This window comes from Rhizobium sp. BK251, from assembly GCF_004345245.1.
Taxonomy (GTDB): Bacteria; Pseudomonadota; Alphaproteobacteria; order Rhizobiales; family Rhizobiaceae; genus Rhizobium.
This window is the reverse complement of record NZ_SLUQ01000003.1, coordinates 555399-579706: the sequence shown is the minus strand read 5'-3', so window position 1 is coordinate 579706 and position 24308 is coordinate 555399. Positions and strand designations below refer to the sequence as shown.

24 protein-coding genes are annotated in these 24308 nt (G+C 61.5%); 15 read left to right on the top strand and 9 right to left on the bottom strand.

The window, feature by feature from the left end:
* The first annotated feature begins 9 nt into the window (after nucleotides 1–9).
* From tsf to lpxB, 12 genes are all read left to right on the top strand, one after another.
* Nucleotides 10–936, top strand: coding sequence for a translation elongation factor Ts (gene tsf, locus EV286_RS09810; RefSeq protein WP_132956828.1), 927 nt, complete (start codon nucleotides 10–12; stop codon nucleotides 934–936).
* A 94-nt stretch (nucleotides 937–1030) separates the two neighbouring features.
* On the top strand, nucleotides 1031–1753 hold the full coding sequence (gene pyrH / locus EV286_RS09805; RefSeq protein ID WP_132956903.1) for a UMP kinase: 723 nt from the start codon (nucleotides 1031–1033) through the stop codon (nucleotides 1751–1753).
* 55 nt (nucleotides 1754–1808) lie between these two features.
* Nucleotides 1809–2369, top strand: a complete 561-nt coding sequence (gene frr / locus EV286_RS09800) for a ribosome recycling factor (RefSeq protein ID WP_132956827.1) — start codon at nucleotides 1809–1811, stop codon at nucleotides 2367–2369.
* A 47-nt stretch (nucleotides 2370–2416) separates the two neighbouring features.
* The gene (locus tag EV286_RS09795) at nucleotides 2417–3160 is read left to right on the top strand and encodes an isoprenyl transferase (protein WP_132956826.1); all 744 of its coding nucleotides are present in this window, start codon (nucleotides 2417–2419) and stop codon (nucleotides 3158–3160) included.
* Nucleotides 3160–3993, top strand: a complete 834-nt coding sequence (locus EV286_RS09790) for a phosphatidate cytidylyltransferase (protein ID WP_132956825.1) — start codon at nucleotides 3160–3162, stop codon at nucleotides 3991–3993. Before EV286_RS09795 ends, EV286_RS09790 begins: the two co-directional genes overlap by 1 nt.
* Before the next feature lie 26 nt (nucleotides 3994–4019).
* The gene (gene rseP, locus EV286_RS09785) at nucleotides 4020–5153 is read left to right on the top strand and encodes an RIP metalloprotease RseP (RefSeq protein WP_132956824.1); all 1134 of its coding nucleotides are present in this window, start codon (nucleotides 4020–4022) and stop codon (nucleotides 5151–5153) included.
* Nucleotides 5154–5349: 196 nt separating this feature from the next.
* Nucleotides 5350–7674 (top strand): outer membrane protein assembly factor BamA, encoded by a 2325-nt coding sequence (bamA, locus tag EV286_RS09780; protein WP_132956823.1) that lies wholly within the window; start codon nucleotides 5350–5352, stop codon nucleotides 7672–7674.
* Between the two features lie 51 nt (nucleotides 7675–7725).
* Complete coding sequence (gene lpxD / locus EV286_RS09775) at nucleotides 7726–8790, top strand: UDP-3-O-(3-hydroxymyristoyl)glucosamine N-acyltransferase (protein WP_132956822.1); 1065 nt, start codon at nucleotides 7726–7728, stop codon at nucleotides 8788–8790.
* Nucleotides 8783–9250 carry a 3-hydroxyacyl-ACP dehydratase FabZ gene (fabZ, locus tag EV286_RS09770; RefSeq protein WP_132956821.1) on the top strand — a complete coding sequence of 156 codons (468 nt, stop codon included), beginning with the start codon at nucleotides 8783–8785 and terminating at the stop codon, nucleotides 9248–9250. Before lpxD ends, fabZ begins: the two co-directional genes overlap by 8 nt.
* Nucleotides 9247–10065 (top strand): acyl-ACP--UDP-N-acetylglucosamine O-acyltransferase, encoded by an 819-nt coding sequence (gene lpxA / locus EV286_RS09765; protein WP_132956820.1) that lies wholly within the window; start codon nucleotides 9247–9249, stop codon nucleotides 10063–10065. Before fabZ ends, lpxA begins: the two co-directional genes overlap by 4 nt.
* Nucleotides 10066–10069: 4 nt before the next feature.
* Nucleotides 10070–10951, top strand: coding sequence for an LpxI family protein (locus EV286_RS09760; RefSeq protein WP_245500657.1), 882 nt, complete (start codon nucleotides 10070–10072; stop codon nucleotides 10949–10951).
* A complete protein-coding gene (gene lpxB / locus EV286_RS09755) occupies nucleotides 10948–12132 on the top strand; it encodes a lipid-A-disaccharide synthase (protein ID WP_132956818.1) in 1185 nt (394 codons plus the stop codon). The genes EV286_RS09760 and lpxB overlap by 4 nt, the downstream gene beginning before the upstream one ends.
* A gap of 49 nt (nucleotides 12133–12181) precedes the next feature.
* Here lpxB and gltA read toward each other — a convergent pair whose 3' ends face one another.
* A complete protein-coding gene (gene gltA / locus EV286_RS09750; RefSeq protein WP_132956817.1) occupies nucleotides 12182–13471 on the bottom strand; it encodes a citrate synthase in 1290 nt (429 codons plus the stop codon).
* A gap of 292 nt (nucleotides 13472–13763) precedes the next feature.
* Here gltA and EV286_RS09745 point away from each other — a divergent pair, with 292 nt between their 5' ends.
* The gene (locus EV286_RS09745) at nucleotides 13764–16226 is read left to right on the top strand and encodes a ComEC/Rec2 family competence protein (RefSeq protein ID WP_132956816.1); all 2463 of its coding nucleotides are present in this window, start codon (nucleotides 13764–13766) and stop codon (nucleotides 16224–16226) included.
* On the opposite strand, the gene lexA is transcribed toward EV286_RS09745, so the two are convergent.
* Entirely contained in the window at nucleotides 16207–16926 is a 720-nt protein-coding gene (gene lexA, locus EV286_RS09740) for a transcriptional repressor LexA (RefSeq protein ID WP_132956815.1), read from the bottom strand. The genes EV286_RS09745 and lexA overlap by 20 nt on opposite strands.
* 385 nt (nucleotides 16927–17311) lie before the next feature.
* On the opposite strand from lexA, the gene EV286_RS09735 reads away from it, so the two are divergent.
* Nucleotides 17312–17644, top strand: a complete 333-nt coding sequence (locus EV286_RS09735) for a hypothetical protein (RefSeq protein ID WP_132956814.1) — start codon at nucleotides 17312–17314, stop codon at nucleotides 17642–17644.
* A gap of 278 nt (nucleotides 17645–17922) precedes the next feature.
* On the opposite strand, the gene EV286_RS09730 is transcribed toward EV286_RS09735, so the two are convergent.
* Entirely contained in the window at nucleotides 17923–18126 is a 204-nt protein-coding gene (locus EV286_RS09730; RefSeq protein ID WP_245500656.1) for a KTSC domain-containing protein, read from the bottom strand.
* A 90-nt stretch (nucleotides 18127–18216) separates the two neighbouring features.
* Nucleotides 18217–18378, bottom strand: coding sequence for a hypothetical protein (locus tag EV286_RS31915; RefSeq protein WP_165932813.1), 162 nt, complete (start codon nucleotides 18376–18378; stop codon nucleotides 18217–18219).
* 398 nt (nucleotides 18379–18776) lie between these two features.
* Between EV286_RS31915 and EV286_RS09725 the strand changes: the two genes are divergently transcribed.
* Nucleotides 18777–19031 carry a DUF6074 family protein gene (locus EV286_RS09725; protein WP_348633532.1) on the top strand — a complete coding sequence of 85 codons (255 nt, stop codon included), beginning with the start codon at nucleotides 18777–18779 and terminating at the stop codon, nucleotides 19029–19031.
* A 227-nt stretch (nucleotides 19032–19258) separates the two neighbouring features.
* On the opposite strand, the gene EV286_RS09720 is transcribed toward EV286_RS09725, so the two are convergent.
* The 5 genes from EV286_RS09720 to EV286_RS09700 all read right to left on the bottom strand — a co-directional run bounded on the left by EV286_RS09720 (nucleotide 19259) and on the right by EV286_RS09700 (nucleotide 24306).
* Nucleotides 19259–19615, bottom strand: a complete 357-nt coding sequence (locus tag EV286_RS09720; protein ID WP_132956811.1) for a DUF982 domain-containing protein — start codon at nucleotides 19613–19615, stop codon at nucleotides 19259–19261.
* A 183-nt stretch (nucleotides 19616–19798) separates the two neighbouring features.
* Nucleotides 19799–21214 carry a BatD family protein gene (locus EV286_RS09715; protein WP_132956810.1) on the bottom strand — a complete coding sequence of 472 codons (1416 nt, stop codon included), beginning with the start codon at nucleotides 21212–21214 and terminating at the stop codon, nucleotides 19799–19801.
* Nucleotides 21211–22785, bottom strand: coding sequence for a VWA domain-containing protein (locus tag EV286_RS09710; protein WP_132956809.1), 1575 nt, complete (start codon nucleotides 22783–22785; stop codon nucleotides 21211–21213). The genes EV286_RS09715 and EV286_RS09710 overlap by 4 nt, the downstream gene beginning before the upstream one ends.
* A complete protein-coding gene (locus EV286_RS09705) occupies nucleotides 22782–23792 on the bottom strand; it encodes a VWA domain-containing protein (RefSeq protein WP_132956808.1) in 1011 nt (336 codons plus the stop codon). The genes EV286_RS09710 and EV286_RS09705 overlap by 4 nt, the downstream gene beginning before the upstream one ends.
* Nucleotides 23779–24306 carry a DUF4381 domain-containing protein gene (locus EV286_RS09700; protein WP_132956807.1) on the bottom strand — a complete coding sequence of 176 codons (528 nt, stop codon included), beginning with the start codon at nucleotides 24304–24306 and terminating at the stop codon, nucleotides 23779–23781. The genes EV286_RS09705 and EV286_RS09700 overlap by 14 nt, the downstream gene beginning before the upstream one ends.
* Between the last annotated feature and the right edge of the window lie 2 nt (nucleotides 24307–24308).

The window sequence follows — 24308 nt, the reverse complement described above, 5'->3', positions numbered from 1 at the left end:
AGGAAGCTTATGACCGAGATTACGGCTGCACTGGTGAAGGAACTGCGCGAAAAGTCCGGCGCAGGTATGATGGACTGCAAGAAGGCGCTGCTCGAAAACAACGGCGACATCGAAGCATCGATCGACTGGCTGCGCGCTAAGGGCATCTCCAAGGCCGACAAGAAGGCTGGCCGCGCCGCCGCTGAAGGCCTGATCGCCATTGCCGGCGCTGGCCACAAGGCTGTTGTCGTCGAGCTGAACTCCGAAACCGACTTCGTTGCCCGCAACGACGCCTTCCAGGATCTCGTCCGCGGCATCGCCAACGTTGCCCTGACGACCGATGGCACGGTTGAAGCCATTGCGGCTGCGACCTATCCGGCATCCGGCAAGCCGGTCGCCGACACCATCAAGGACGCGATCGCAACCATCGGCGAAAACATGACGCTCCGTCGCGCGGCCAAGCTCGAAGTCGAGCACGGCGTTGTTGCGACCTACATCCACAACGCTGCCGGCGACGGTATCGGCAAGCTCGGCGTGCTGGTTGCGCTGAAGTCGATCGGCGACAAGGCTGTCCTGACCTCGATCGGCCGCCAGGTCGCCATGCACATCGCTGCGACCAATCCGCTCGCCATTCGTGCCGAAGAAGTCGACGCCGCCGTTGCCGAACGCGAACGCAACGTCTTCATCGAGCAGGCCCGCGAATCCGGCAAGCCGGAAGCCATCATCGAAAAGATGGTGGACGGCCGTATGCGCAAGTTCTTCGAAGAAGTAGCCCTTCTGTCTCAGGCCTTCGTGATCAACCCCGATCTGACGGTCGGTGCTGCGATCAAGGAAGCTGAAAAGGAAGCCGGCGCTCCGATCGAAGTCACCGGCATGGCCCGTCTTCTTCTCGGCGAAGGCGTCGAAAAGGAAGAGACCGACTTCGCTGCCGAAGTCGCTGCTGTCGCCAAGGGTTGATCGCCCTTCACATGTTACTGGAAACCGAAGGGCATCGCGTGACAACGCGATGCCCTTCGTGTATCGGGCAAGCAAATCAACACGAGGAGTCACGATATTGTCCCAGCCTCTCTACAAGCGTGTCCTGCTCAAGGCGTCTGGCGAAGCCCTGATGGGCAGCCAGGGCTTCGGCATCGATGTCGAGGTTGCCGATCGCATTGCTTCCGATATTGCGGAAGCGCGGGAGATGGGGGTTGAGGTGGGCGTCGTCGTCGGCGGCGGCAATATCTTCAGAGGTGTCGCCGTGGCGTCGAAGGGCGGAGATCGGGTCACCGGCGACCATATGGGCATGCTCGGCACGATCATCAACGCGCTGGCGCTGGCAACGTCGCTGCGCAAGCTGAACATCGATACCGTCGTGCTTTCCGCCATCGCCATGCCCGAGATCTGCGAAAGCTTCTCCCAGCGCGCAGCGGTCTACCATCTGTCGCTCGGGCGCGTAGTGATTTTTGCCGGCGGCACCGGCAATCCGTTTTTCACCACCGACTCTGCCGCCGCGCTCCGCGCAGCCGAGATGGGCGCAGAGGCGATCTTCAAGGGCACGCAGGTCGACGGCATCTATTCGGCGGATCCGAAGAAGTATCCGGACGCCACGCGATTCGAGCATCTGACCCACAGCCAGGTCCTGGAAAAGGGACTGGCGGTGATGGATGTCGCTGCCGTGGCCCTCGCGCGTGAGAATTCCATTCCGATCGTCGTCTTTTCGATCCACGAGAAGGGCGGATTCGCGCAAATCTTGACCGGCGGCGGTCGTAAGACCATCGTATCCGACAATTGAGGGTCCTCGCGTCGCATTTCATGGCGCGGGGCGATATGAGACGGGAGTTTATGACATGAGTGATGGAACCGATCTGAAAGAACTGAAGCGCCGCATGGAAGGCGCTGTCGCCGCCTTCAAGCACGATATCGCCTCGCTTCGCACCGGGCGCGCGTCGGCCAACATCCTGGATCCGGTCATGGTGGAAGCCTACGGATCGCGCGTACCGCTGAACCAGGTCGCCAACATCACGGTGCCCGAGCCCCGCATGCTCTCGGTCTCGGTCTGGGACAAGCAGATGGTGGGCGCCGTCGATCGCGGCATTCGCGAATCGAACCTCGGCATGAACCCGATCGTCGACGGGCAGAGCCTGCGCATTCCGCTTCCCGAGCTCAACGAAGAGCGCCGCCGCTCGTTGGTCAAGGTTGCCCATGAGTATGCCGAGAAGGGCAAGGTTGCGGCCCGCCACGTGCGCCGCGACGGCATGGAAGCGCTGAAGAAGGCCGAGAAGGACGGAGTGGTCGGCCAGGATGAAAGCCGTGTCCAGTCGGACAAGGTCCAGAAAATGACCGATGAAACGATTTCCGAAATTGACCGCTTGCTAGCGGAGAAGGAAAAGGAAATCATGCAGGTTTGAGGGCAACCAGTGCTCGCAATCCTCCGTCGAAACCAACCGGAAGAGAAATGTCAGATTCGCTATTCGTGACCGTGCCGGAGCATGTTGCCATCATCATGGATGGCAACGGCCGATGGGCCAAGGGGCGCGGGCTTCCACGCACCATGGGGCACCGCAAGGGTGTCGAGGCCGTGCGTGAAACCGTCAGGACGGCGGGTGATATCGGTATCAAATACCTCACCCTCTTTGCCTTCTCCTCGGAAAACTGGCGTCGTCCCGAAGCCGAGGTGACGGATTTGCTTGGCCTGCTCAAGGCCTTCATCCGGCGGGACCTCGCGGAGCTGCACCGCCAGAACGTCCGTATCCGCGTGATCGGGGACCGACAAGGCCTGCGCAGCGACATCCTGAACCTTCTCATCGAGGCTGAGGAGACGACGCGCAGCAACACGGCACTTACCCTGGTGATCGCCTTCAACTACGGCTCCCGCGACGAAATCGCGCGCGCGGCGGCCAGTCTGGCGAAGGACGTGGAGGCTGGCCGTTTGCGGGCCCAAGACATCAGTCCTGAACTTATCAATTCCCGGCTCGATACGGCAGGGATCCCGGATCCCGACCTCATCATCAGAACGAGCGGCGAGGAACGTCTCTCGAACTTCCTGCTTTGGCAGGCCGCCTATTCGGAATTCATCTTCCTTCCGGAATACTGGCCCGACTTCAGCCGTGACTTGTTCCTGTCGGCCCTGGAGAAATACGCCTCGCGCGACCGACGTTTTGGCGGGCTTTCGGCCAAGGCCGCGGCAACGGGGTCTTGATGCAGCGGGAACTGCAGCTTCGTATCGTTTCCGGCGTAATTCTCGCCGCCGTGGTGCTGGCTGCGACCTGGTACGGCGGCTTTGTTTTTCGCCTGGTCGCATCGTTGATCGCCTTGCTCGTCTACTACGAGTGGACGTCGATCATCCGTCTTCATGAAAGAGATATCCAGGCGAACGCCATCGGCTGGCTGGGGCAGGTGGCGGTGGCCGCCGCGACCCTGGCCGGTGAGACGGGATACGCAGTCGGTCTTCTGGCGCTTTTTACGGTCGTTACGGTGGCGCGGTCCTTGTTCCGGGCGGGAACATGGTGGTCGCCGGTTGGCGTGGTCTATGCGGGGATGACCGGCATAGCGCTTGCCGAGATCAGAGGGGACGACGCTGTCGGCTTCGTGGCCATGCTCTTCATCTTCGCGGTGGTCTGGGCAACGGACATCCTCGCGTATTTCGTGGGGCGTAGCATCGGCGGCCCGAAGCTTGCGCCTGCCATATCGCCGGGCAAGACGTGGTCGGGCGCGATCGGTGGTGCTGTCTCGGCCGTCATTGCCGGAACGGCCGTCGCCTACGCCTTCTTTCCCAGCGTCGGTTGGGGTATCGCCCTTGTCGCTCTGCTGCTCTCCGTCTGCAGCCAGGCCGGCGATCTGTTCGAGTCATTCATCAAGCGGCGTTTCGGGGTAAAGGACTCCAGTCACCTCATCCCTGGTCATGGCGGCGTGATGGATCGGGTCGACGGCCTCATTTTTGCTTGTTTTGCAGCGTTTTTGCTTGCAATTGTGCTGGCGCTGGCAAAGAACGGTGATGCGGCGTCACTGAGCAGCCTATTGCTCGACGTCTGAAATTCATCGCAACGAAGGCGGTAGACATGGAAGGCTTGGCCGGCATTTTTGGTTTTCTGACGGGCTACATCGTTCCGTTCATCCTGGTCCTGTCACTTCTCGTCTTCGTGCATGAGATGGGCCACTATCTCGTCGGACGCTGGAGCGGCATCCGCATTCTCGCATTCTCGGTGGGCTTCGGGCCGGAGATTGCAGGCTTCACGGACGGGCACGGCACGCGGTGGAAGCTTTCCGCGATTCCCCTTGGCGGCTATGTCCGATTCTTCGGCGACGAGGACGCCTCTAGCAAGCCGGACATGGATCATGTCGCCGCAATGAGCGAGGAGGACAGGGCTCGCTCCTTCGCCGGCGCGAAACTCTGGAAGCGCGCGGCAACGGTCGCAGCCGGACCGATTGCCAACTTTCTCCTTGCGATCGTCATTTTCGCGATCCTTTTCAGCATTTACGGGCGGGCAGTCTCAGATCCCGTTGTTGCCGAGGTGCGGCCCGAAAGTGCTGCTGCCGAGGCCGGAATCCTGCCGGGAGACTTGCTTGTCGCCATCGACGGCAGCAAGGTCGCGACCTTCGACGACGTCCGTCGCTATGTGGGGATCCGGCCGGGCCGCCACATCGTCGTGACCGTAGAGCGCGACGGCAGAAGCGTGGACTTCCCCATGGTTCCCAAGGCGACCGAGGTGACCGACCAGTTCGGCAACAAGATGGAAGTGGGCATCATCGGCATCGTCACGAGCCAGGAAGCCGGGCATTTCCGCGTGCAGACCTTCACGCCGCTGCAGGCACTGCACGAGGGCGTCGTGCAGACCGGCCACATCGTTACCGGCACCTTCCAGTATATCGGCAACTTGCTGACGGGATACATGAAGGCCGATCAGCTCGGCGGACCGATCCGCGTGGCGCAGGCCTCGGGCCAGATGGCCACGCTCGGCATCGCAGCGGTCCTTCAGCTCGCGGCTGTTCTTTCGGTTTCCATTGGGTTGTTGAATCTTATGCCGGTTCCGGTACTTGATGGCGGCCACTTGATGTTCTATGCGGTGGAAGCGGTGAGGGGAAAACCCCTCGGTGCAAGTGCTCAGGAGATCGCTTTCCGTATTGGATTGGCCATGGTGCTGTCGCTTATGGTCTTCGCAACGTGGAACGATATAAGTGCACTGATAGGTTAAGGCAGTTTTTGGGGAAGTTACTGTTTATTTACGCTGTTTCGAAGCTGTCGTGGCGAATGGGTCACGCTTGGAAATGAAGTAAACAGAAATTAACGTGCTGACTTGCTTGTATGTCAAAAGCGGGTAAAACGACACACGCGATCGGAGTCGGGGGCGCCCGGCATCGGTACTTAAGGAACAAAAGGTAAGATTTGAAATGAAGTCTGGTTCAAGATTTTTGAACGCGGTATCGGCGGTGGCGCTGTCTGCTGGTATCGTCGCTTCGGGAGCGGGCGCTCTGACTTTGATCTCCGTAACAGCAGCTGAGGCTGCAGTGATTCAGCGGATTGATGTACGTGGTGCAGGCCGTGTCGGTGCAGACGCTGTGCGCTCCAATCTTACCATTGTTCCAGGCAAGACCTTTTCGAATGCCGATATCGATGAATCGGTAAAGCAGCTGTATGCCACGGGCTACTTCTCAGATGTCAGCATCAACGTGTCGGGTGGCACGCTCGTTGTCTCCGTCAAGGAGAACGAGCTGATCAACCAGGTCGTCTTCAACGGCAACCGCAAGATCAAGGATGACAAGCTCGCGGGCATCGTCCAGACGCATTCGTCCGGTCCCTACAGCGACACGATGATCCAGGCGGACATCGCATCGATCAAGCAAGCCTATGCTGCGATCGGCCGGAGTGAGGTCGAGGTAACGACGCAGGTTGTCCCGGTTGGTGAGGGCCGCGTTAACCTCGCCTTCGTCATCAACGAGGGTGACCGCACCAAGATTTCTGCCATCAATTTCGTTGGCAACCAGGCCTACAGCAGCGGGCGCCTTGCATCCGTCATCAACACGAAGAAGTCGAACTTCCTCTCCTTCCTGACCCGGAAGGACGTCTACAACGACGAGAAGCTTCACGCTGACGAGGAAGCGCTGCGCCAGTTCTACTACAACCGCGGCTATGCGGATTTCCGCGTTGTGTCGGCTGACGCTACGCTCGATGAATCGACGAACGAATATGCGATCACCTTCACCCTCGACGAAGGTCCGCGCTACGACTTCGGTGACATCACCGTCGAGTCCACCGTCGAAGGCGTAACTGGCGACAGTCTGAAGGGGCTCGTCGTCACGCGTGCAGGCGACACCTACAGCGCCAAGGAAGTGCAGAAGTCGATCGAGGCGATCTCCGATCGTGTCGCGGCGGAAGGTTATCCGTTCGCCCGCGTCACGCCGCGCGGCAACCGCAATCTCGGCAACAACACCATCGGCGTGGAATATCTCGTCGACCAGGGCGAGCGCGCTTACGTCGAGCGCATCGAGATCCGCGGCAACACGCGTACGCGTGACTACGTCATTCGCCGCGAATTCGACGTCAGCGAAGGCGATGCGTTCAACCAGACCTTGATCACCCGTGCCAAGCGTCGTCTTGAGGCACTCGGCTACTTCTCGTCCGTGAACATTACGACCGCGCCAGGCACTTCGCCGGATCGCGTGGTGATCGTCGTTGACGTTCAGGATCAGCCCACGGGCTCCTTCGGTATCGGCGCGGGCTATGCGGCCGGCGGCGACGGCTTCCTGCTTGAGGCTTCGGTCGAAGAAAAGAACTTCCTCGGTCGCGGCCAGTACATCAGGATCGCGGCTGGTGGTGGTCAGGACGACTCGCAGACCTACAGCCTGTCCTTCACCGAGCCTTATTTCCTCGGCTATCGACTGGCGGCGGGCTTTGATCTGGCGCACAGCTCGACCGGCAGCAACGACGACTACGACTACGAAGAAACCACGTTCTCGGTACGCCTGACGGCGCCGATTACGGAGGATCTGGCAACGACGTTCCGTTACAACTTCCGGAGCATCGACTACTCGAATGCGTCGAGTGATCTTTCCGATACGTACCAGAACCTGGTCGACAACGGCCCGTGGGTGAAGTCGTCCGTTTCGCAGACGCTGACCTACAATACGCTCGACGACATGACCCTGCCGCGTGAGGGTATCTATGCCACCGCAACGCAGGAGCTCGCAGGCCTCGGCGGTGATTCACACTACTACAAGCTGAGCGGCAAGGCGCGCTATTACAAGCTGCTCTCGGATGATGCGGACATCATCGGTTCGGTCAGCGGTTCCGCCGGCCACGTATTCGGCTTCGGTTCGCTCAACGTCTTCGACCAGTTCATGGTCGGCGGCAATGAAATCCGCGGCTTTGAAAACCGCGGTATCGGTCCGCGCATCACGAACGGCGATCCACTTGGTGCCGAGACCTTCGTCGCTGCCTCGGCTGAAGCGAGTTTCCCGATGCCGGGCCTTCCGCGTGACTTCAACCTGCGCGGCGCCGTCTTCGCCGATGCCGGAACGGCATTCGGCAACGATGTCGATATTCTGGGCACCGACGTTGCCGAGGGCACTGGCAGTTCGCTGCGCGCCTCGGTGGGTGTAGGTGTCGTCTGGCTGTCGCCTTTTGGTGCACTCCGGGTCGATTACGCCGTTCCTGTCGCGAAGGAAGACTTCGACAAGACCCAGAATTTCCGGTTTGGCATAGCCAACCAATTCTGATATCGGCAGTCCAGAACCGCGGACTCGAATACTGTTCTGGAGCTCTTGCTGATGGAGTATAACCACTTTTTTCCGCCCCACGATGGCGTCAGCCTTTCTGCGCTGGCGCTTCATCTTGGAGCGGAGCTCGCTGATGCGAGCGTGGGTGATACGATCATCCGGTCTGTCTCGCCGGTCGCCCGGGCGGGCGAGGGTGATCTCTGTTATATCCTTTCCAGGCGTAGCAAGGAGGACCTGGCGACGTGCCGGGCTTCCGCAATCCTGTGCGATCCTGCGCTTAGGTCGATGATACCGGATCATATACCGGTCCTGCTTTCGTCCAATGCCCATACTGCCTTTGCCGTTGCCGGGGCATTGCTCCATCCCGACGCAATGCGCCCGCAGCGCCTGACCTCGGCCGCTCCCGGCATATCGCCGGCCGCGTTCGTGGATCCGACGGCACGTCTCGAGGCGGATGTCGACGTCGAACCGATGGCGATTATCGGTGCCGGAGCAGAGATCGGCGAGGGTACGCGGATCGGCGCAGGCGCGATCATCGGGCCAAATGTCAAGATCGGCCGCGGCTGCGTGATTGCCGGCGGCTCCAGCGTTCTCTGCGCTCTGGTGGGCAATGGCGTCATCATCCACAATGGCGCGCGCATCGGTCAGGACGGCTTCGGCTATGCTCCCGGGCCGCGCGGCATGATGAAGATCGTGCAGGTTGGTCGCGTCATCATCCAGGACAATGTCGAGATCGGAGCCAACACGACCATCGACCGTGGCGCGATGGATGACACCGTGATCGGCGAGGGCAGCAAGATCGATAACCAGGTCCAGATCGGACACAATGTGCGCATTGGACGGCATTGCGCGATCGTGAGCCAGGTGGGTATCGCAGGCAGCACGAGGCTCGGAGACGGCGTCCAGATCGGGGGGCAGGCTGGGCTCAATGGCCATATCACGATCGGCAACGGCGTTCAGATCGCAGCTATGAGCGGCGTGATCGGCGACATTCCTCCCGGCGAGCGCTACGGCGGCATCCCCGCGCGCCCATTGAAGGATTTTCTGCGCGACATAGCTGATATCGCGGCCCGTTCGGCCAACCGCTCGAAGAAATCTGGAGAAAAAAATGACTGAGGAAGCCAAGAGCACGCTATCTTCGGCAGACATTACCGAGATCATGACGCTTTTGCCGCATCGGTACCCTTTCCTGCTGGTGGACAGGATCATCGAGATCGACGATGACAATTCGGCAATCGGCATCAAGAACGTGACTGCCAACGAGCCGCACTTCACCGGCCACTTTCCCGGCGCTCCGATCATGCCCGGTGTGCTTCTGATCGAAGGAATGGCCCAGACAGCGGGTGCCATCTGTGCGCGCAAGGCGGGTCAGACGGGCAACCTCGTCTATTTCATGACGATCGACAACGCGCGTTTCCGCAAGCCCGTCGTCCCGGGTGATCGTGTCGAATTCCACGTGGTGAAGCAGAAGCAGCGCGGCAACATCTGGAAGTTCCATTGCGATGCCAAGGTTGATAACACGCTGGTCGCGGAGGCGGATATCGGCGCGATGATCGTAAACAGGGACGACGTATGAGCACTATTTCGAAGAGCGCCCTGATCCATCCCCTTGCGGTGGTGGAAGAGGGCGCGGTCGTCGGCGAAGACGTGAAGATTGGCCCGTTCTCTTATGTAGGCCCGCATGTGGTGCTGCATGACGGGGTCGAGCTTCTTCCGCATGCAATCGTGGCCGGCAGGACGACGATCGGGCGCGGCACGCGCATTTTTTCGATGGCGGTTGTCGGTGGCGATCCGCAAAGCGTTCATCACGGTGGCGAGGATACGACGCTCACCGTTGGTGAGAACTGCGTCATTCGCGAGGGTGTGACGATGAATACCGGCACCGCTGGCGGTGGCGGCAAGACGGTCGTCGGCGATAACAATCTGTTCCTCGCGAATTCTCACGTGGCGCACGATTGCCAGATTGGCAACAACGTCATCATGTCCAACAACGTCATGCTGGCAGGCCACGTCACCATCGAGGACCGCGTCATTCTCGGCGGCGGCTCAGCCGTGCATCAGTTTACCCGCGTCGGCCGCCAGGCGTTCGTCGGCGGGCTCTCGGCGGTCAGCTATGACGTCATCCCCTATGGCATGCTCAATGGGAACCCGGGCATCCTCGGCGGCCTGAATGTCGTCGGAATGACCCGAGCCGGCATGGAGCGATCCGTCATCCACACGGTGCGCCGGGCCTTCAAGGCGATCTTCGAGGGCTCGTCATCGATCCGCGACAATGCCGCTGCGATCCGTGATGAATATGCCGATTGCATGCCCGTGCAGGAAATTCTGGACTTCATCGCTGCAGAAAGTGACAGGGCACTGTCCTCGCCGAGCAGAGGTCAGAAAGGCTGATCCTGTGTCGCCTGGGGGACAGAATGCGCTGGGCCGCCTGGCGATCATCGCCGGAAGCGGCCTCTTGCCGTTCCATCTTGCGGCGGCGGCGCGCGTTGCCGGCGAGAACCCGGTCATCATAGCGCTGAAGAATGAGGCCGATCGCAGCTGGGAAGGCTATGACTACGCGGTCATCGGCGTCGGCGACTTCGCGGGGCTCGACGCACTTTTCCGCAAATATGGGGTTGATCGCGTTGTCCTGTCGGGGAGCGTCCGTCGCCGGCCGGAATGGCGCGAAGTGCGCCCCACCTTGAAGACGTTGATGGCGGTTCCGTTCGTCGTGAGGACATTGCTGTCCGGCGGCGACGACAGCGTTCTGCAGATGGTCATAAGGCTGATAGAGGCCAATGGGCGCCGTGTCATAGGTGCCCATGAGATTGCGCCGGATCTGCTCGCTACGGTCGGCCCGGTCGGCGCGCTTTCTCCTTCCGACGAGGACAGGCGCGATATCGTCCAGGCGACGCGGGCAGCCGAAGCTCTGGGGCTTCTCGACGTCGGCCAAGGCGCGATCAGCGTCGGCGGCCGCGTCGTCGCCCTCGAAGGGGCCGAAGGGACGGACCGGATGCTCGAGCGCGTGGCTGAACTGCGCGCTGAGGGAAGGATATCGGCGCGCCGGCGCGGCGTGCTGGTGAAACTCTGCAAGCCGCAGCAGGATATCCGCGCCGATTTGCCGTCGATCGGCGTCTCAACCGTGCTGAATGCGAAGCGGGCGGGTCTGGCGGGCATTGCCGTCGAGGCCGGTCGCGCGCTCGTGCTGGAACGCAATGCCGCCATCGAGGCGGCAGACGCCGCAGGCCTGTTCATCGTCGGACTCGACCGCGCTTTGCCGGCTGGAGGTTTCGAATGAGCGAAGCCGCCCTGAAAATCGCCGTCATCGCGGGTGAGGTGTCCGGCGATCTTCTCGGAGCCGATCTCATCGCGTCGCTGCGGCGCCTTATTCCGGGCCGTTCGCTGGAGCTTGTCGGCGTCGGCGGAGAGGGGCTGGAGGCGCAGGGCCTGAGATCGCTCTTCGACTTCTCCGAACTGTCGATCATGGGGATCACGCAGGTCCTCGCACGCCTTCCGAAGTTGGCGGCAAGGATCGGCCAGACGACAGCTGCCATCATTGAGGCACGGCCGGACATCCTGATCATCGTGGACAGCCCCGACTTTACCCATCGCGTCGCGAGCCGCGTGCGGCGCGCTCTGCCTTCGGTTCCGGTGGTCGACTATGTCTGCCCAAGTGTCTGGGCCTGGAAGGAGTACCGCGCGCAGCAAATGCTCGGCTATGTCGATCACGTGCTCGCAGTGCTTCCGTTCGAGCCTGAAATCATGAAACGCCTTGGTGGGCCGGCGACGAGCTATGTCGGGCACAGACTGGCCGCCGACCCGTCGCTCGTCGCCACGCGTGGGCAGCGGGCCGCGAGGCTGCCGACCGGGCCGGATGAGGAAAAGACGATCCTGCTGCTTCCGGGGTCCCGGTCGTCCGAGATCAATGCGCTGCTGCCGACATTCGGAGAGGCCGCCGCCTTGTTGGCCGATCGCAATCCTCACATGCGGTTCGTGCTGCCGACCATGGCTCGGCAGGAAGCAACTGTGCGCAATCTGGTCCGGGACTGGGCGATCAAGCCGGATGTCGTCGTGGGTGGCGAGGCGAAGTGGCGGGCTTTCGCAGCGGCCGATGCCGCCATGGCGGCGTCCGGGACGGTCTTGCTGGAACTGGCGCTGGCCGGCGTGCCGGTCATCTCCGCCTACAGGACCGACTGGATCATCCGCTTGCTGCATCACCGCATCAAGACCTGGAGCGCGGCCCTGCCAAACCTGATTGCCGACTACACGGTGGTGCCGGAAACAATCAACGAGATGGTGAGACCCGGCAATATCGCCCGGTGCGTCGAGCGGCTGGCAAGCGACACGATCGAGCGCCGGGCAATGCTGGAAGGTTTCGATCTCGTATGGCAGCGGGTCCAGACGCCGGTCCCACCCGGCGAGCGGGCCGCGGAGATCGTGCTCGACATCCTGGAAACAAAAAAAACCGGTCGTTTCTGACCGGTTTCTTTTTGTGTTATCGCGCCCCGCATGTCGGGACGACCGAAGCTTAACGCTTCGAAACGGGAACGTAGTCCCGGCGCGTCTCGCCGACATAAAGCTGGCGCGGGCGGCCGATGCGCTGTTCCGGGTCCTCGATCATCTCGTTCCACTGCGCGATCCAGCCCACGGTGCGGGCAAGCGCGAAGAGAACGGTGAACATCGTGGTGGGGAAGCCGAGCGCCTTCAGCGTGATGCCCGAGTAGAAGTCGATGTTCGGATAGAGCTTCTTCTCGATGAAGTACTCGTCAGTGAGCGCGATGCGCTCGAGTTCCATCGCGACCTCGAGCAGCGGATCGTCCTTGATGCCGAGCTCGCCCAAAACCTCGTGCGTCGTCTTCTGCATGATCTTGGCGCGCGGGTCGTAGTTCTTGTAGACGCGGTGACCGAAGCCCATGAGGCGGAAGGGATCATTCTTGTCCTTGGCGCGGGCGATATATTCCGGAATGCGCTCGACCGAGCCGATTTCCGTCAGCATGTTGAGGGCCGCCTCGTTCGCGCCCCCGTGAGCCGGGCCCCAGAGGCAGGCAATGCCGGCGGCGATGCATGCGAAGGGGTTCGCACCGGAAGAGCCGGCCAGGCGCACCGTCGACGTAGAGGCGTTCTGCTCGTGGTCGGCATGCAGGATGAAGATGCGGTCCATGGCGCGGGCAAGCACCGGATTGACCACATATTCCTCGCAAGGAACAGCAAAGCACATGCGCAGGAAGTTCGCGGCGTAGTCGAGATCGTTCTTCGGGTAAACGAAGGGCTGGCCGATATGGTACTTGTAGGCCATGGCGGCAAGCGTAGGCATCTTGGCGATCATGCGCAGGCTTGCGACCATGCGCTGGTGCGGATCGGTGATGTCGGTCGAGTCGTGATAGAAGGCCGACAGGGCGCCGACGCAGCCGCACATGACGGCCATCGGATGCGCGTCACGGCGGAAGCCGGTGAAGAAGCGCGACATCTGCTCGTGAACCATTGTGTGGTGGGTCACGCGGTAGTCGAAATCCTTCTTCTGGGCCGATGTCGGCAGTTCACCATACAGCAGCAGGTAGCAGACTTCGAGGAAGTCGCCGTGCTCCGCAAGCTGTTCGATCGGATATCCGCGATGCAGCAGCACGCCTTCGTCGCCGTCGATATAGGTGATCTTGGATTCGCAGGAAGCCGTCGAGGTAAAGCCGGGATCGTAGGTGAAAGCCGCGGTGTTCTTGTAGAGGGCACCAATGTCCAGGACACTCGGGCCGATGGTGCCGTCCTTGACAAGCAAGTCCACCTTCTTTTCGCCGAATGTCAGTGTAGCGCTGTGTTCCGTCATGCTGATCCTCCGAACTGGCAGGATGGCGCCATAAAAGCGCCATAAGATTTAGCGTCCTCCGTCTTGCTATATGATCCCGACGCCAATGCCAAGTTACTCTGGCGCCGAATTGTGCATTGCGAAATCAACTTTTAGGCACACCAGAACGGACGTTTCTGCATACCAGAAAACGCTTATATTGCCGGTTGTTTGGCACGGTTGCAGGTCGATTTTACTTTAGTAATTTAAGGTTGCTGTAATTCGCAAAACGTTCCATGTTTGGCCAGGTTTGTCCAACTGGAGAGCGAGATTTATGGCGCAGCTCGACACCAACGAGCGGCCGCTTGCTGGAGGCGAGACGCCTCTTGGAGCAGCCGGCGCCGAGGGTGCCGTTGCGTCTTTTCGTCGTCGCTTACCGCAGTCTCTGCGCACGCAGGCAGGCGTGCGATTGGGCCGGCGCTTGCGTGGCCTGTTCGACGATATCGGCTCCGGCATTGGTCGAATGGCCGCAGAAGAGGCGGCGCACGGGCGGGCGATCCTGTTCGTTCCGATCTGCCTCGGCCTGGGTGCCATTCTCTGGTTCGAGGCGGCGGGCGATCCGATGCTCTTGTCGCTTTTTCTCGGTCTTCTTCTGCTCGCAGGCTGCTTCCATCTTGCGCGCGGAACCACAAGCACTCTGCGACCAATCCTTGCCGCGTGCGCGCTGATCGTTGCGGGGATGCTTCTTGCTCAGCTCGAGACATTCCGCGCCGCTACTGTCGTCCTCGATTCGGCCGTCACGACGACCATCACGGGAAAGGTTGAGCGGCGTGAGGCGGATGGGGCAGGGCGCTGGCGCTATCTTCTCGCGGTCAAGAGCACCGAGGATCCGCGCCTGGGACGACCGCCGGAGAGGATCTCGCTTACCGTGCGCAGCGGTGCTGCCTTTGAAATCGGGGAGACCATGACGGGCCGTGCCCGCCTGTCTCCGCCCTCCGGACCGGCCCTGCCGCGACTCAACGACTTTGCATTCTCGGCCTATTTCGACGGCATCGGCGCTGTCGGCTACCTCTATGGCGCGCCAAAGCGCGTTCAGCCGGCAGGTGTCTCGACCGATCCCGAAGAGCAATGGGAGGAGGCCGTCGCGGACTGGCTCTATCGCCTGAGGAGCGGAATAGGCGATCGCATTCGCTCGGTCCTGCCGGGCGATACCGGCGCCTTTGCCGCCGCACTCGTCACCGACGAGAGGCGGGCGATCTCCGATGAAACCACGGAGGCACTGCGTCTCTCCGGCCTTGCGCATATCATCGCAATCTCGGGACTGAACATGGCCCTCTCCGCCGGTATCTTTTTTGTCGGCTTTCGTTCGCTTCTCAGCCTTTCTCCCTATGCGGCAGAAGCTCTTCCCGGCAAGAAGATCGCCGCCGCAGGAGCGCTTCTCGCCGTGACCGCCTATTTCCTGATCTCGGGCTTTGCCGTCTCGGCCGAGCGGGCATTCATCATGATGGCGATAATGCTGGCGGCGGTCTTCTTCGACCGTCCATCCCTCAGCCTGCGCAACGTGGCCCTTTCGGCGATCGTCATTGTCGCACTTGCCCCCTCGGAGGTCCTGGGTCCCAGCTTCCAGATGTCCTACGCCGCGACGCTTGCTCTCGTTGCCGGCTATGCCATCTGGAAAGAGCGGCCCGCGAACGAAAACGCCGTTGCGAAGATGATGGTGCTGCGCCCCTTTGTGCTGGCAATGCGATTTTTCGCCGGCATCCTGCTGACTTCGGTCATCGGCGGGCTTTCGACCGCGATCTTCTCCATCGAGCATTTTCATCGCCTGGCCGCTTATGGCCTTGCCGCCAACCTGGCGGCCATGCCCATCATCTCCTTCATCGTGATGCCAGCAGGCCTCGTGGCCATGCTGCTAATGCCTTTCGGCCTTGATAGCCTGCCGTGGCAGGTGACGGGGTTCGGCCTCGATCTCGTCATCCTTGTCGCAAAGACAGTCGCCGGCTGGGGCGGTAATGTCGGCATCGGTCGCCAGCCTGCCTGGTTCTTTTCGGTCGCGGTCGCAGGTTTCCTTGTCCTTACTCTGCTTCGCACGCGCCTGCGCTGGGCCGGAGCATTTCTCATGGCTGCGGCGGTCCTCGGCGTGGCCCTCGCACCGTCAGCGCCGCGCCCTGATATCGTGATCTCGGAAGACGGTCGCCTGGTCGCCCTAGTGCGCGACGAAGCGCTCCATTCCAACCGGGAGCGCCCGCCAAGCTTCATCTTCAGCCAATGGCAGCGCGCGCTCGCTCTCAACGAACATCGCCCGCCGAAGATAGTGGCGGCGTCATTACCCGCAGAGGACAGCGAACCCACTGCTCGCCGCGTCCTCGCACCCGAAGAAGGCGACCACGCCCGAAGCGCGCTCCGTGCGGCGCAGGCGGAGAGCAAAAACGGCGGCTTTGTCTGCGAGAAGAAGGCCTGGTGTACAGCCAGGCTGCAGGACGGCCGCAGCCTCACGGTAATCGATGACGTTGCCTATCTAGGGCCCGCCTGCGACACGGCCGACATTGTCGTGACAGCGGCACGACTGAGGCTTGATCGCTGCCGTTCGGGCGCGCTGCTGTTCACCGCGCAAACATTGCGGAGAACGGGCGCCATCGAAATTCGTTTCGTGAATGGTGAGCCCGAGATCACCACAGCTCTGGGCTCCTTGGCTCGACCTTGGCAGCGCCATCGCACCTATGACTGGCGCTCCGGGCAATTCCTCGAAGCGTCAGAGGTGGAAAACGATCTCGGTCCTAGTGATAACGACGAATGAGACCCACCAGCTTGCCCTGCACCCTGACCCGATCCGGCCCGAAGATGCGGGTCTCGTAGGCAGGGTTTGCCGCTTCGAGCGCAATCGATGCGCCCTTGCGGCGGAACCGCTTCAGCGTGGCCTCCTCGTCGTCCACGAGGGCGACGACGATATCGCCCGGGTTGGCGGTCGTCATATTGCGGATAATGACCGTGTCGCCATCGAAAATGCCGGCCTCGATCATGGAATCGCCTTTGACTTCCAGCGCGTAGTGGTCGCCATTGCCGAGCATGTCTGCGGGAACGACGATGTCGTGCGTGTTGTTCTGTATCGCCGAGATCGGAACACCGGCTGCGATGCGTCCCATGACCGGCACGGAAACGGAGCCGCCGTTGTCATCGCTCGAAGACTTCGCAGCGACGCTCGCCGCCGGCTGAGGCTTGCCCAGGCTGCCTTCAATGACGCTCGGCGAAAATCCGCGGCGCGGCTGCGCGGCCGGGTTGTAGGCCTCCGGCAGCTTGATGACCTCGAGTGCGCGGGCGCGGTTCGGTAAGCGGCGGATGAAACCCCTTTCCTCCAGCGCCGTGATAAGCCGGTGAATGCCCGACTTGGATGCTAGGTCGAGGGCGTCCTTCATCTCATCGAAGGAAGGCGGTACACCCGATTCCTTCATCCGCTCATGAATGAAGAGAAGCAGTTCCTGTTGTTTGCGCGTCAGCATTTTACGGGACACCCTCGGAGTTGAAACAAATCCAGAACGGACACTATATGTTCCATATGTGTTCCGCAAGTGCCTAAATTTTCGTGAAGGTTTTGAATTTACGGGAAATGTCACGGATTTTTGATCGCGCTCGTTCCTTTTGAGCATCGTGCGCATCGCATTACCGCCGTTTCGGCGAGAAAAGCCGGATATTTCAGGCTTGGCCTGTCCGCCGCGCGTGCGATTCGCCCTGATGCGGCGGCGACGCAATAGGTTGCGCGATGCCGGATGTGGCTTGCGGTGGTCTGGCTCAACTGAAGTTGGCCCCTATTTTGCCGGGATGGCAGATGAAGCTGCAACTACGCGAATGCTCCGCTTCAATCCGCCTTCAAGAAGTGAGGACGCCATGCGACTATTCATTGCAGCGATAGTTCTGACCTTTGCCGGCGCTGCCTGGGGCCATGATGCGCCGTCAGGTTTTGCTTACGAACCTTATTGTTGCAATGGAGACGGACACACCGGCGATTGCCAGATGATCCCGTCGAAGACCGTACGGATCGTGACGCAGGGTTTCCAGGTGACGCTGCTGCCTGGCGACCACAGGCTCGCCACGCACAAACACATCTTTTTCGTTCCCCAGAAAGAGACGATGGAATCGCCGGATGGCGCCTATCACCTCTGCCTCTTTCCCAATGAGAATACGGTGCGCTGCTTCTACGCGCCGCCCGTCGGCTTCTAGGCGCACCGCGTCTTCGATGCAGAGCCAACCTCCCGGCCGAGGCGGTTGCGGCCGGGACAGGCGATTGAGGAGGCCCGGTGTCTATGCAACATGGTCCGCCCGCCGGGCCTCCTGCCACGGCACGTGCAGGACGGCAGCGGCACACTGGTCTTCCACCCAGGCGAGCAAGCGGTCCATGCCCAAGCTGCGCCAGCGGTAACAAAGCCTTAATATCCACATACCCCCGAGCCGCACACTTGCCCCGCATCTTTGCCGAGCTTCTTCGCGACCGGCTTTCGTCAGGCGCGCTCGTACTTGTCTCTGATCTCGCTCACATAGAAGCTGCCGGGGGAGGCGGCGAGTTCCAGTCCGAGGACAACGCCCTCGGGCACATGGAGGAACTGACCCACATGGCCGTCCATGAAATAGACTGTCAGCCGCCTGCTGTCCCTGTCATAGGCGATGGCTTCTATGAGCGTAGACTTGAGCGGCTTCAGTTCCAAGCGGCGGTTCTCCCCTGCGTCGGAGGCGACCATGCATGCTTTGCCGCTTCCTCGTCAACGTCAGCATGGTGGAGAAGAGGCTTGCATTATCTACTTTTCCGCTCGCATCACCGAAAGAAGCTCCGCTTCCTCCCTGATGCCCTGCTTGTAGAGATGGATGATGGTGGCGGCGAGAAGATCGCCTTCCGGATGGCCGGCGTCAATCCTGCGCTCGACGCGGATCATGTCAAAGACGCGTTGGAGAAGTGCCATGTCTCTCGAAAATAGAGGCAAATCCAATGGATGAACGTGATGCTCGAACATGCTGCAACCCTAGCGAGCCGAATTCTTTGGTCAACCGCGATTGCCAGCGGTGCGCGTTCACACTTTAGTTATCGTTAATTGACTGCGCATCTCCGCGCAGGAGGGGGAACTAGAGTAATCCTTGTTTATTACCAGTGCCTTGGCGCAAGAAAATTCTGCGTTTTGCACATCGCGGGAATTGCCGCCTCTCGTGATCGGCGCGCAACCGCGACTCTGGGTACCCACAGGGCCGGGTTGCCGTGAGGAGCATCACGGCGACGAGGACCGGTAATTCCAGCATTACCGTTCGTTAAGCCGAAGCAGTTTACTCATGCCGGCGTCACCAGTCGAATCGCCGGAGTTGTTTGATGATTGTTGAGTTTCCCGCCGACAGGCGCCTTGCCGATGTAAGGCGTTGCGCGGCAAAGCTGATGCACCTGCACGGCGAGAGCGCAAACGAATATTGGCGGGCGGAGATGAAGGAGCTTGTCGCCCGTCTACGGAGGAGCGGGCAATCCGAGGAGGAGATAGCGCGTCAGGCTGCGGCATTCATGGCGGCTGTGCAGATGGAGCTTCAGATACTCTTCGCCGAGCTTCCCGCCGCCGACGGCGACGCCGCCTGAATTTCATTCGTGCTATCTGTTTGAACGATGCGCCTTCGATGCAACGATGGCAATCGATGGTCTTCAGTGATCCGAGCGAAGATTTCTCGCGAGTGAAGCGTGAACAAACCATCGCGCCCCGCAGCGGTCAATTCCCGGCGGAGCGCAAGTGTGGCCTAGTGAAATCGAGGCTCGGGTGATCGAGGCTTTTTGTGCGCGCCGTTTCCCGATGGCGCGAGCGTCAGGCTTCAGACGAACATGATATCGGCTTCGATCATCGCAGCCACGAAGGGTAGGCGTGAGCCATCCGGCGGTATCGCGTCGGCAAGGCTCTCCCGGCAGCGGCTCTCTGCCATCTTGTAGAACAGGCCATGCTTCTCGGGCCAGTGCCGCCTCATGAACCTGAGCGCATCGCCAGGACCACGCAAAATTTCATGCGTTCCGTGACCACCGCCCACGGCGATGGGCACTTTCCATTCCATTTTGTGCATTTTTATCTCCTCCCGAACGCGCATTAGAACCTTCTTATGTGTCAACGAGAAGTCAAAATTTTTGATCGGGGCTATTTTTTTCAGTGATCTGCCGCTTTCTTCGGCAAGCTGCATGTTTTTGGTGGGGCCTTTTGAGACGCAACTGCGGGCAGATCAGTGATCGCCGAATACGAGAAATGGAAATAAAACCAGTAAGATAGATGCCTCGTTGATAATGCCTGCGCCTCGACGGCAGGAGAGGGCGGCGCGACAAATTCGCGCGCTGCGATGCGAACGCCCGGAAATGCTGGCACATTGCTATCGTCTGTTAGGCACGACGTCCGACGACAATTCGGATGGGTTCACCGCTTCGGCTGTCGGTGTGCTCGGTCGCAGCCACGCATTCAACTCCGGCAGATCGCCGGCGCGAGTATCGGTTGGCGAGGCGCGCTCCAGCGCTTTCTTTCGGGCGCGGGCAAGCACTGTCATCAGTCGTGCGAGGTTTGCATGGGGCGTATCCTGCTGGCTGCTGAAGAGTTCGGCCTGGAAGGCGTCCAGTGCTTCCCTGCCGTCTGCGTCTCCATAGGCATCGAGCCAGTTGGAGACGCTGCGAATGCCGGCACGGCGTGCCCATCGATCAAGCGCGATTGCAGCGGCCTTGCGATCGCCGGTGCTGCAGGCTTGCCGGAGGCGCCCGAAATAGGCTGCCTCCGATTCCTGTCTCTCGACCCGCCGGCGTCGCCAGCGCGCAAGGAGGAGCGGTAGGCCGGCAGCGATGAAGCCACCGAGCAGCAGCACCGCCACAATGGCGATGGCGACGGGTAACAGCCTTCGCCAGTCGACCGGTGATCGGGCGCTCGGTTCCTCCTGTGCAGGAGGTGCGATGCCTTCCCCCGCTGCGGCCTCTTGCACGACCACTACGATCGCCGGAACCGAAGCCTCTTCGGTTGAACCGCTTTGCGGATCAAACCACGGAACATTCACAGCGGGCAGGGTGAAATGCCCCGGCCTGTCGAACCGATAGGTGACCGTGTCTGTCCGCGTGGCACCGGGTTCCACGCCGCGCGATCCTGGCCGATCCTCAAGCTTGGGATCGTGTCGGTAGATCCGCACACCTTCGGGGGCCGAAAATTCCGGCTCGGGGATCGCCATGGCCGACAATCCTTGCGCCTCGATCAGGATTGTGCGCACGAGCGTATCGCCGACCCTGACGGACTCCGCAGGACTGCCCGTGGATTGGCTGATGGTGACGCTTGCAGCTGCCATCTGCCCGCCGCTTTGCCCGCCGCCGGGGACCGGGAGGACGGTGAAGGCGACCTGGGGCATTGCCACGCTCCCTTCCGTCGCCTGGCCCGGAACTGCGGCATAGCGAAAGGTGATCGCGACCGCCGGCAGCGTGAAGTCGCCCGGCGCCTGTGCCGTAACCCTATAGGTCCGCCGAATGCCCGCGAAGGAATCGGTGCCCTGTGTCTCGGCGAGATTCAGCGCACCGGTGTCCGGGAGCAGCACGACCGCGTTCGGCAGGTTGAAGAGCGGAAACTGCGGAGACGACATGAAGAAGTTGGGCACGAAGACGTCGACGTCTATGTCTATCTGCTGGCCGACATAGAGCGTGCCTTCGGTCGCGACTTCGGCCCGGGCGAAGGGCTCTGCTGCCCGGGCGGCCCCCGATACGGCAATCAGGCAAAGGAGGACGCCTGGGAGCCGAAGAAGGAGTGCGGCGCTCTTGCTCATTGCGGCCCTCCCTGTGCCTCGACGGCAAACTTGCGCCTCAGCAGATCGGTCGGCGTCACCTGGATATTGCGCATCCACATTTCGGCGGTCTGTGCCGTCGCGGCCTCTACCAGTCCTTCCTTGCCCTTCTTGCCTTTGTCGTCGAACTGGACCTGATCTGGCTTTTCGTTCGGGTCCTGCTCCTCCTGGTCCTCGTCCTTCTGCTTCTCCGCGGCGGCAAGGCTCTGAGCGAGGGCGAGATTGTTCTTGGCGTTCTGCCAGTCGGGTTTCTTTGCCAGCGCCTGTTGATAGGCCTGTACTGCGTCGCCGGGCCGATTGAGCTGCATGAGTGCATTGCCCTGGTTGTAGTCGCCTTCGGCCGTATCGAGACGTGCAAAGGCATCCAGCGCTTCGCTGAATTTTCGGGCTCGGTAAAACGCGATCCCCTGCCAGGCGGGATCACCGAATTTCGTTGCTGCTTGCTCGTACTGCCCTCGTTCGAAGAAGAGCCGCCCCTGCTGATCCGGCGTGAGCCAGAGCGAGAGGAAGTCCCGATCGGCGGCCTGCGCGCCGTCCGGGCCGGTGAAGACGAAGAGCAGGAAGAGGGCGCCGGCCCACCGCACACGCAGACCCTTGCGGAAGCTGAAGGCTCCGAGAAGCGCAATCGGAATGGTCAGCCACCAGCCCACGTCGCGCCAGCGCGTGTTGCCCTCGGCGCTCCTCTGTTCGAAGGCGGTTTGTATATGGCGGACGATCCACGAGACGTCGCCGTCATCGAGCGTTGCCGTCGCCACCTGCACGGAGGTCTCTGCCTGGAGCGCCTTCAACGCTTCGATATCGAGCTTGCTCGAGACCCGCCGTCCGGCGGAGTCCGTCAGGTAGGTCCCCTCCGCAACCTTTACCGGGCCGCCCCCGCTCGTCCCGATACCGAGCACTATGATGTCGTTGCGCCCATGATAATCCTTGAACGCTGCAAAGGCGGGCTGCTCCACGCCGTCGGTCAGAAACAGGATCGTGCCGGGCGACTGTTCGCGCTCCAACCCGGCCTCGGCCGCGGCAAGCGCCTTCGTCGTGTCTTTTCCGGGGGTGGGCATGATGTTGGTTGCAAGAGCCGCGACGTAGGTGTTGACGAGCGCCGCATCCTCCGTCAGCGGCAGCACCATGTGCGCCGAGCCGGCATAGGCGAATATCGCCGTGCGCGCACCTTTTCGTTGCTCCAGTATATCGTGGACCTTGAGCTTTGCCCGCTCGAGACGGGAGGGCGAGACGTCGATTGCGTCCATGGTCTGTGAGAGATCGATTGCGATCACTAGCGGGGCCGTGTCCGCGACGAAGGGCGGCTGCTCGCGTTCCCATGTCGGTCCGGCGGCGGCTAGCGCGGCAAGCACGATCCATGCCGCCACAAGGTGAACCGGCCGCAGCCTCCGCCCGGCCGAGCGATCGATCAGAAGATGGTCGAGGAGATGCGGGGCGATGCTGTCACGCCACCTTGCCTTGACGTCCGTCTGGCGCGCGACTGCCCACACGAGGAGCGCTGCCGTCAGGATTGCGAAGAGCCACCATGGGCGCAAGAAGTGAAAGTCCCCGGTCATCGGCCGGTGTCCGCCTGCTCGCTCACTGGACGGCGGCGCAGCATGGCAAGGCTGCCCGCAACCAGATGATAAGCGATCAGGATTAACAGCGCCGCGCCGAGCGGATAGTGGAACAGCTCGATGCGCGGCCGCCACGAGAGCGTCTTCTGGTTTGCCGGCGTTATCGCGTCGAGCGTCGCATAGATCTGCGAAAGCTGGGTCTGGTCCTGACCGAAGAAATAGCGCCCGCCAGTGCTACTCGCGATCTGCTGGAGGGCTGCCTGGTCCAGCTTGTCCTCGCCGGTAGCCTCCGGATCGCCGATGCCGACAGTATGGATCCTGATCTTGTTGTCGCGGGCGATCTCGGCGGCCTTGTCCGGCGGCATCTTGCTCGCGGTGTCGTTGCCGTCGGTCAGCACCACCAGGACCTTCTCCGGCGCCGAACTGTCTTCGAACATCTTGATCGCAAGGCCGATCGCGTCGCCAAGCGCCGTGCGCGGACCTGCCATACCGGGCACAGTATCGGCCAGGACCGCCTGAACGGTCGTATGGTCGAGGGTGAACGGCACGAGGGGATAGGGGGCATCTCCGAATGCGATCAGCCCCACACGATCGGCGGGGCGGTGTGCGACGAAGTCGGCGACAACTTCCTTGACGGCAGCGACCCTTTCCTCGATGGCGCCAGATGGATTTGCGAAATCGCGCGTTTCCATGGACTGGGAAAAGTCGAGCGCCAGCATCAGATCGCGCTGCGGTTCGATCTTTTCGAGCGGTGGCTCGACATATTGCGGGCGGGCGAGGGCAATGACGATCAACGTCCAGCAGATGGGCGCGATGAGCTTCTGCGCCCAGTCCGATCGCGGGATGACGGATCCTTCGGTCGGTACGACGCCTGCCGCTTGCGTGATCTCGCTGAAGAAAGGCAGTCGCACCGACGCCGATGCTTCCCGGTAGGGCGGGAGCAGCCACCATATGATAACGGGCAATGGCAGCAGTACCAGCATCCATGGAAGGTCAAGCTGGTACATGGTGTCGCTCGATCCATCGACGCGCCGATGCCGCGATCGCCCGATACTCGTTCTCCGGGAGGGCCATCAGTGCGGCGCGACCGCGATATTCGATATCTTGCAAGACATCGTGGATCCCCGTTGGGCGCCCGCCGAGGTCCCCGCTATGCTCCAGGAAGGCGCACCATTCCTGACCGCTCAGCGGCGCCACGGCCTCTCGTGGCCAGGCGGCAAGGGCGGTCCGTTTCAGGAGTGCCGGTATTTCGCAGAGTGCTTCCGGCCGCGTCTGCGGATCTGCGATGGCGGCCTCGAGCCTGGCGAGCTCGGCAAGCGCTTCACGACGGTATCGGTTGGCCCGGTAGCGTTTCAGCCACCGCCACCCCGCGTAGATAGCCATGAGCACAAGGATAAGCCCGACGAAGGCCCAGCCGATCGTCTGCGGCATCCAGGAGACAGGTGACGGAAGCGCGACATCGGCGAGCTGCTGCAGGATGGCACGGGCAGAGGGATCAAGGGCGGGTGCCGTCTCGTCCATGT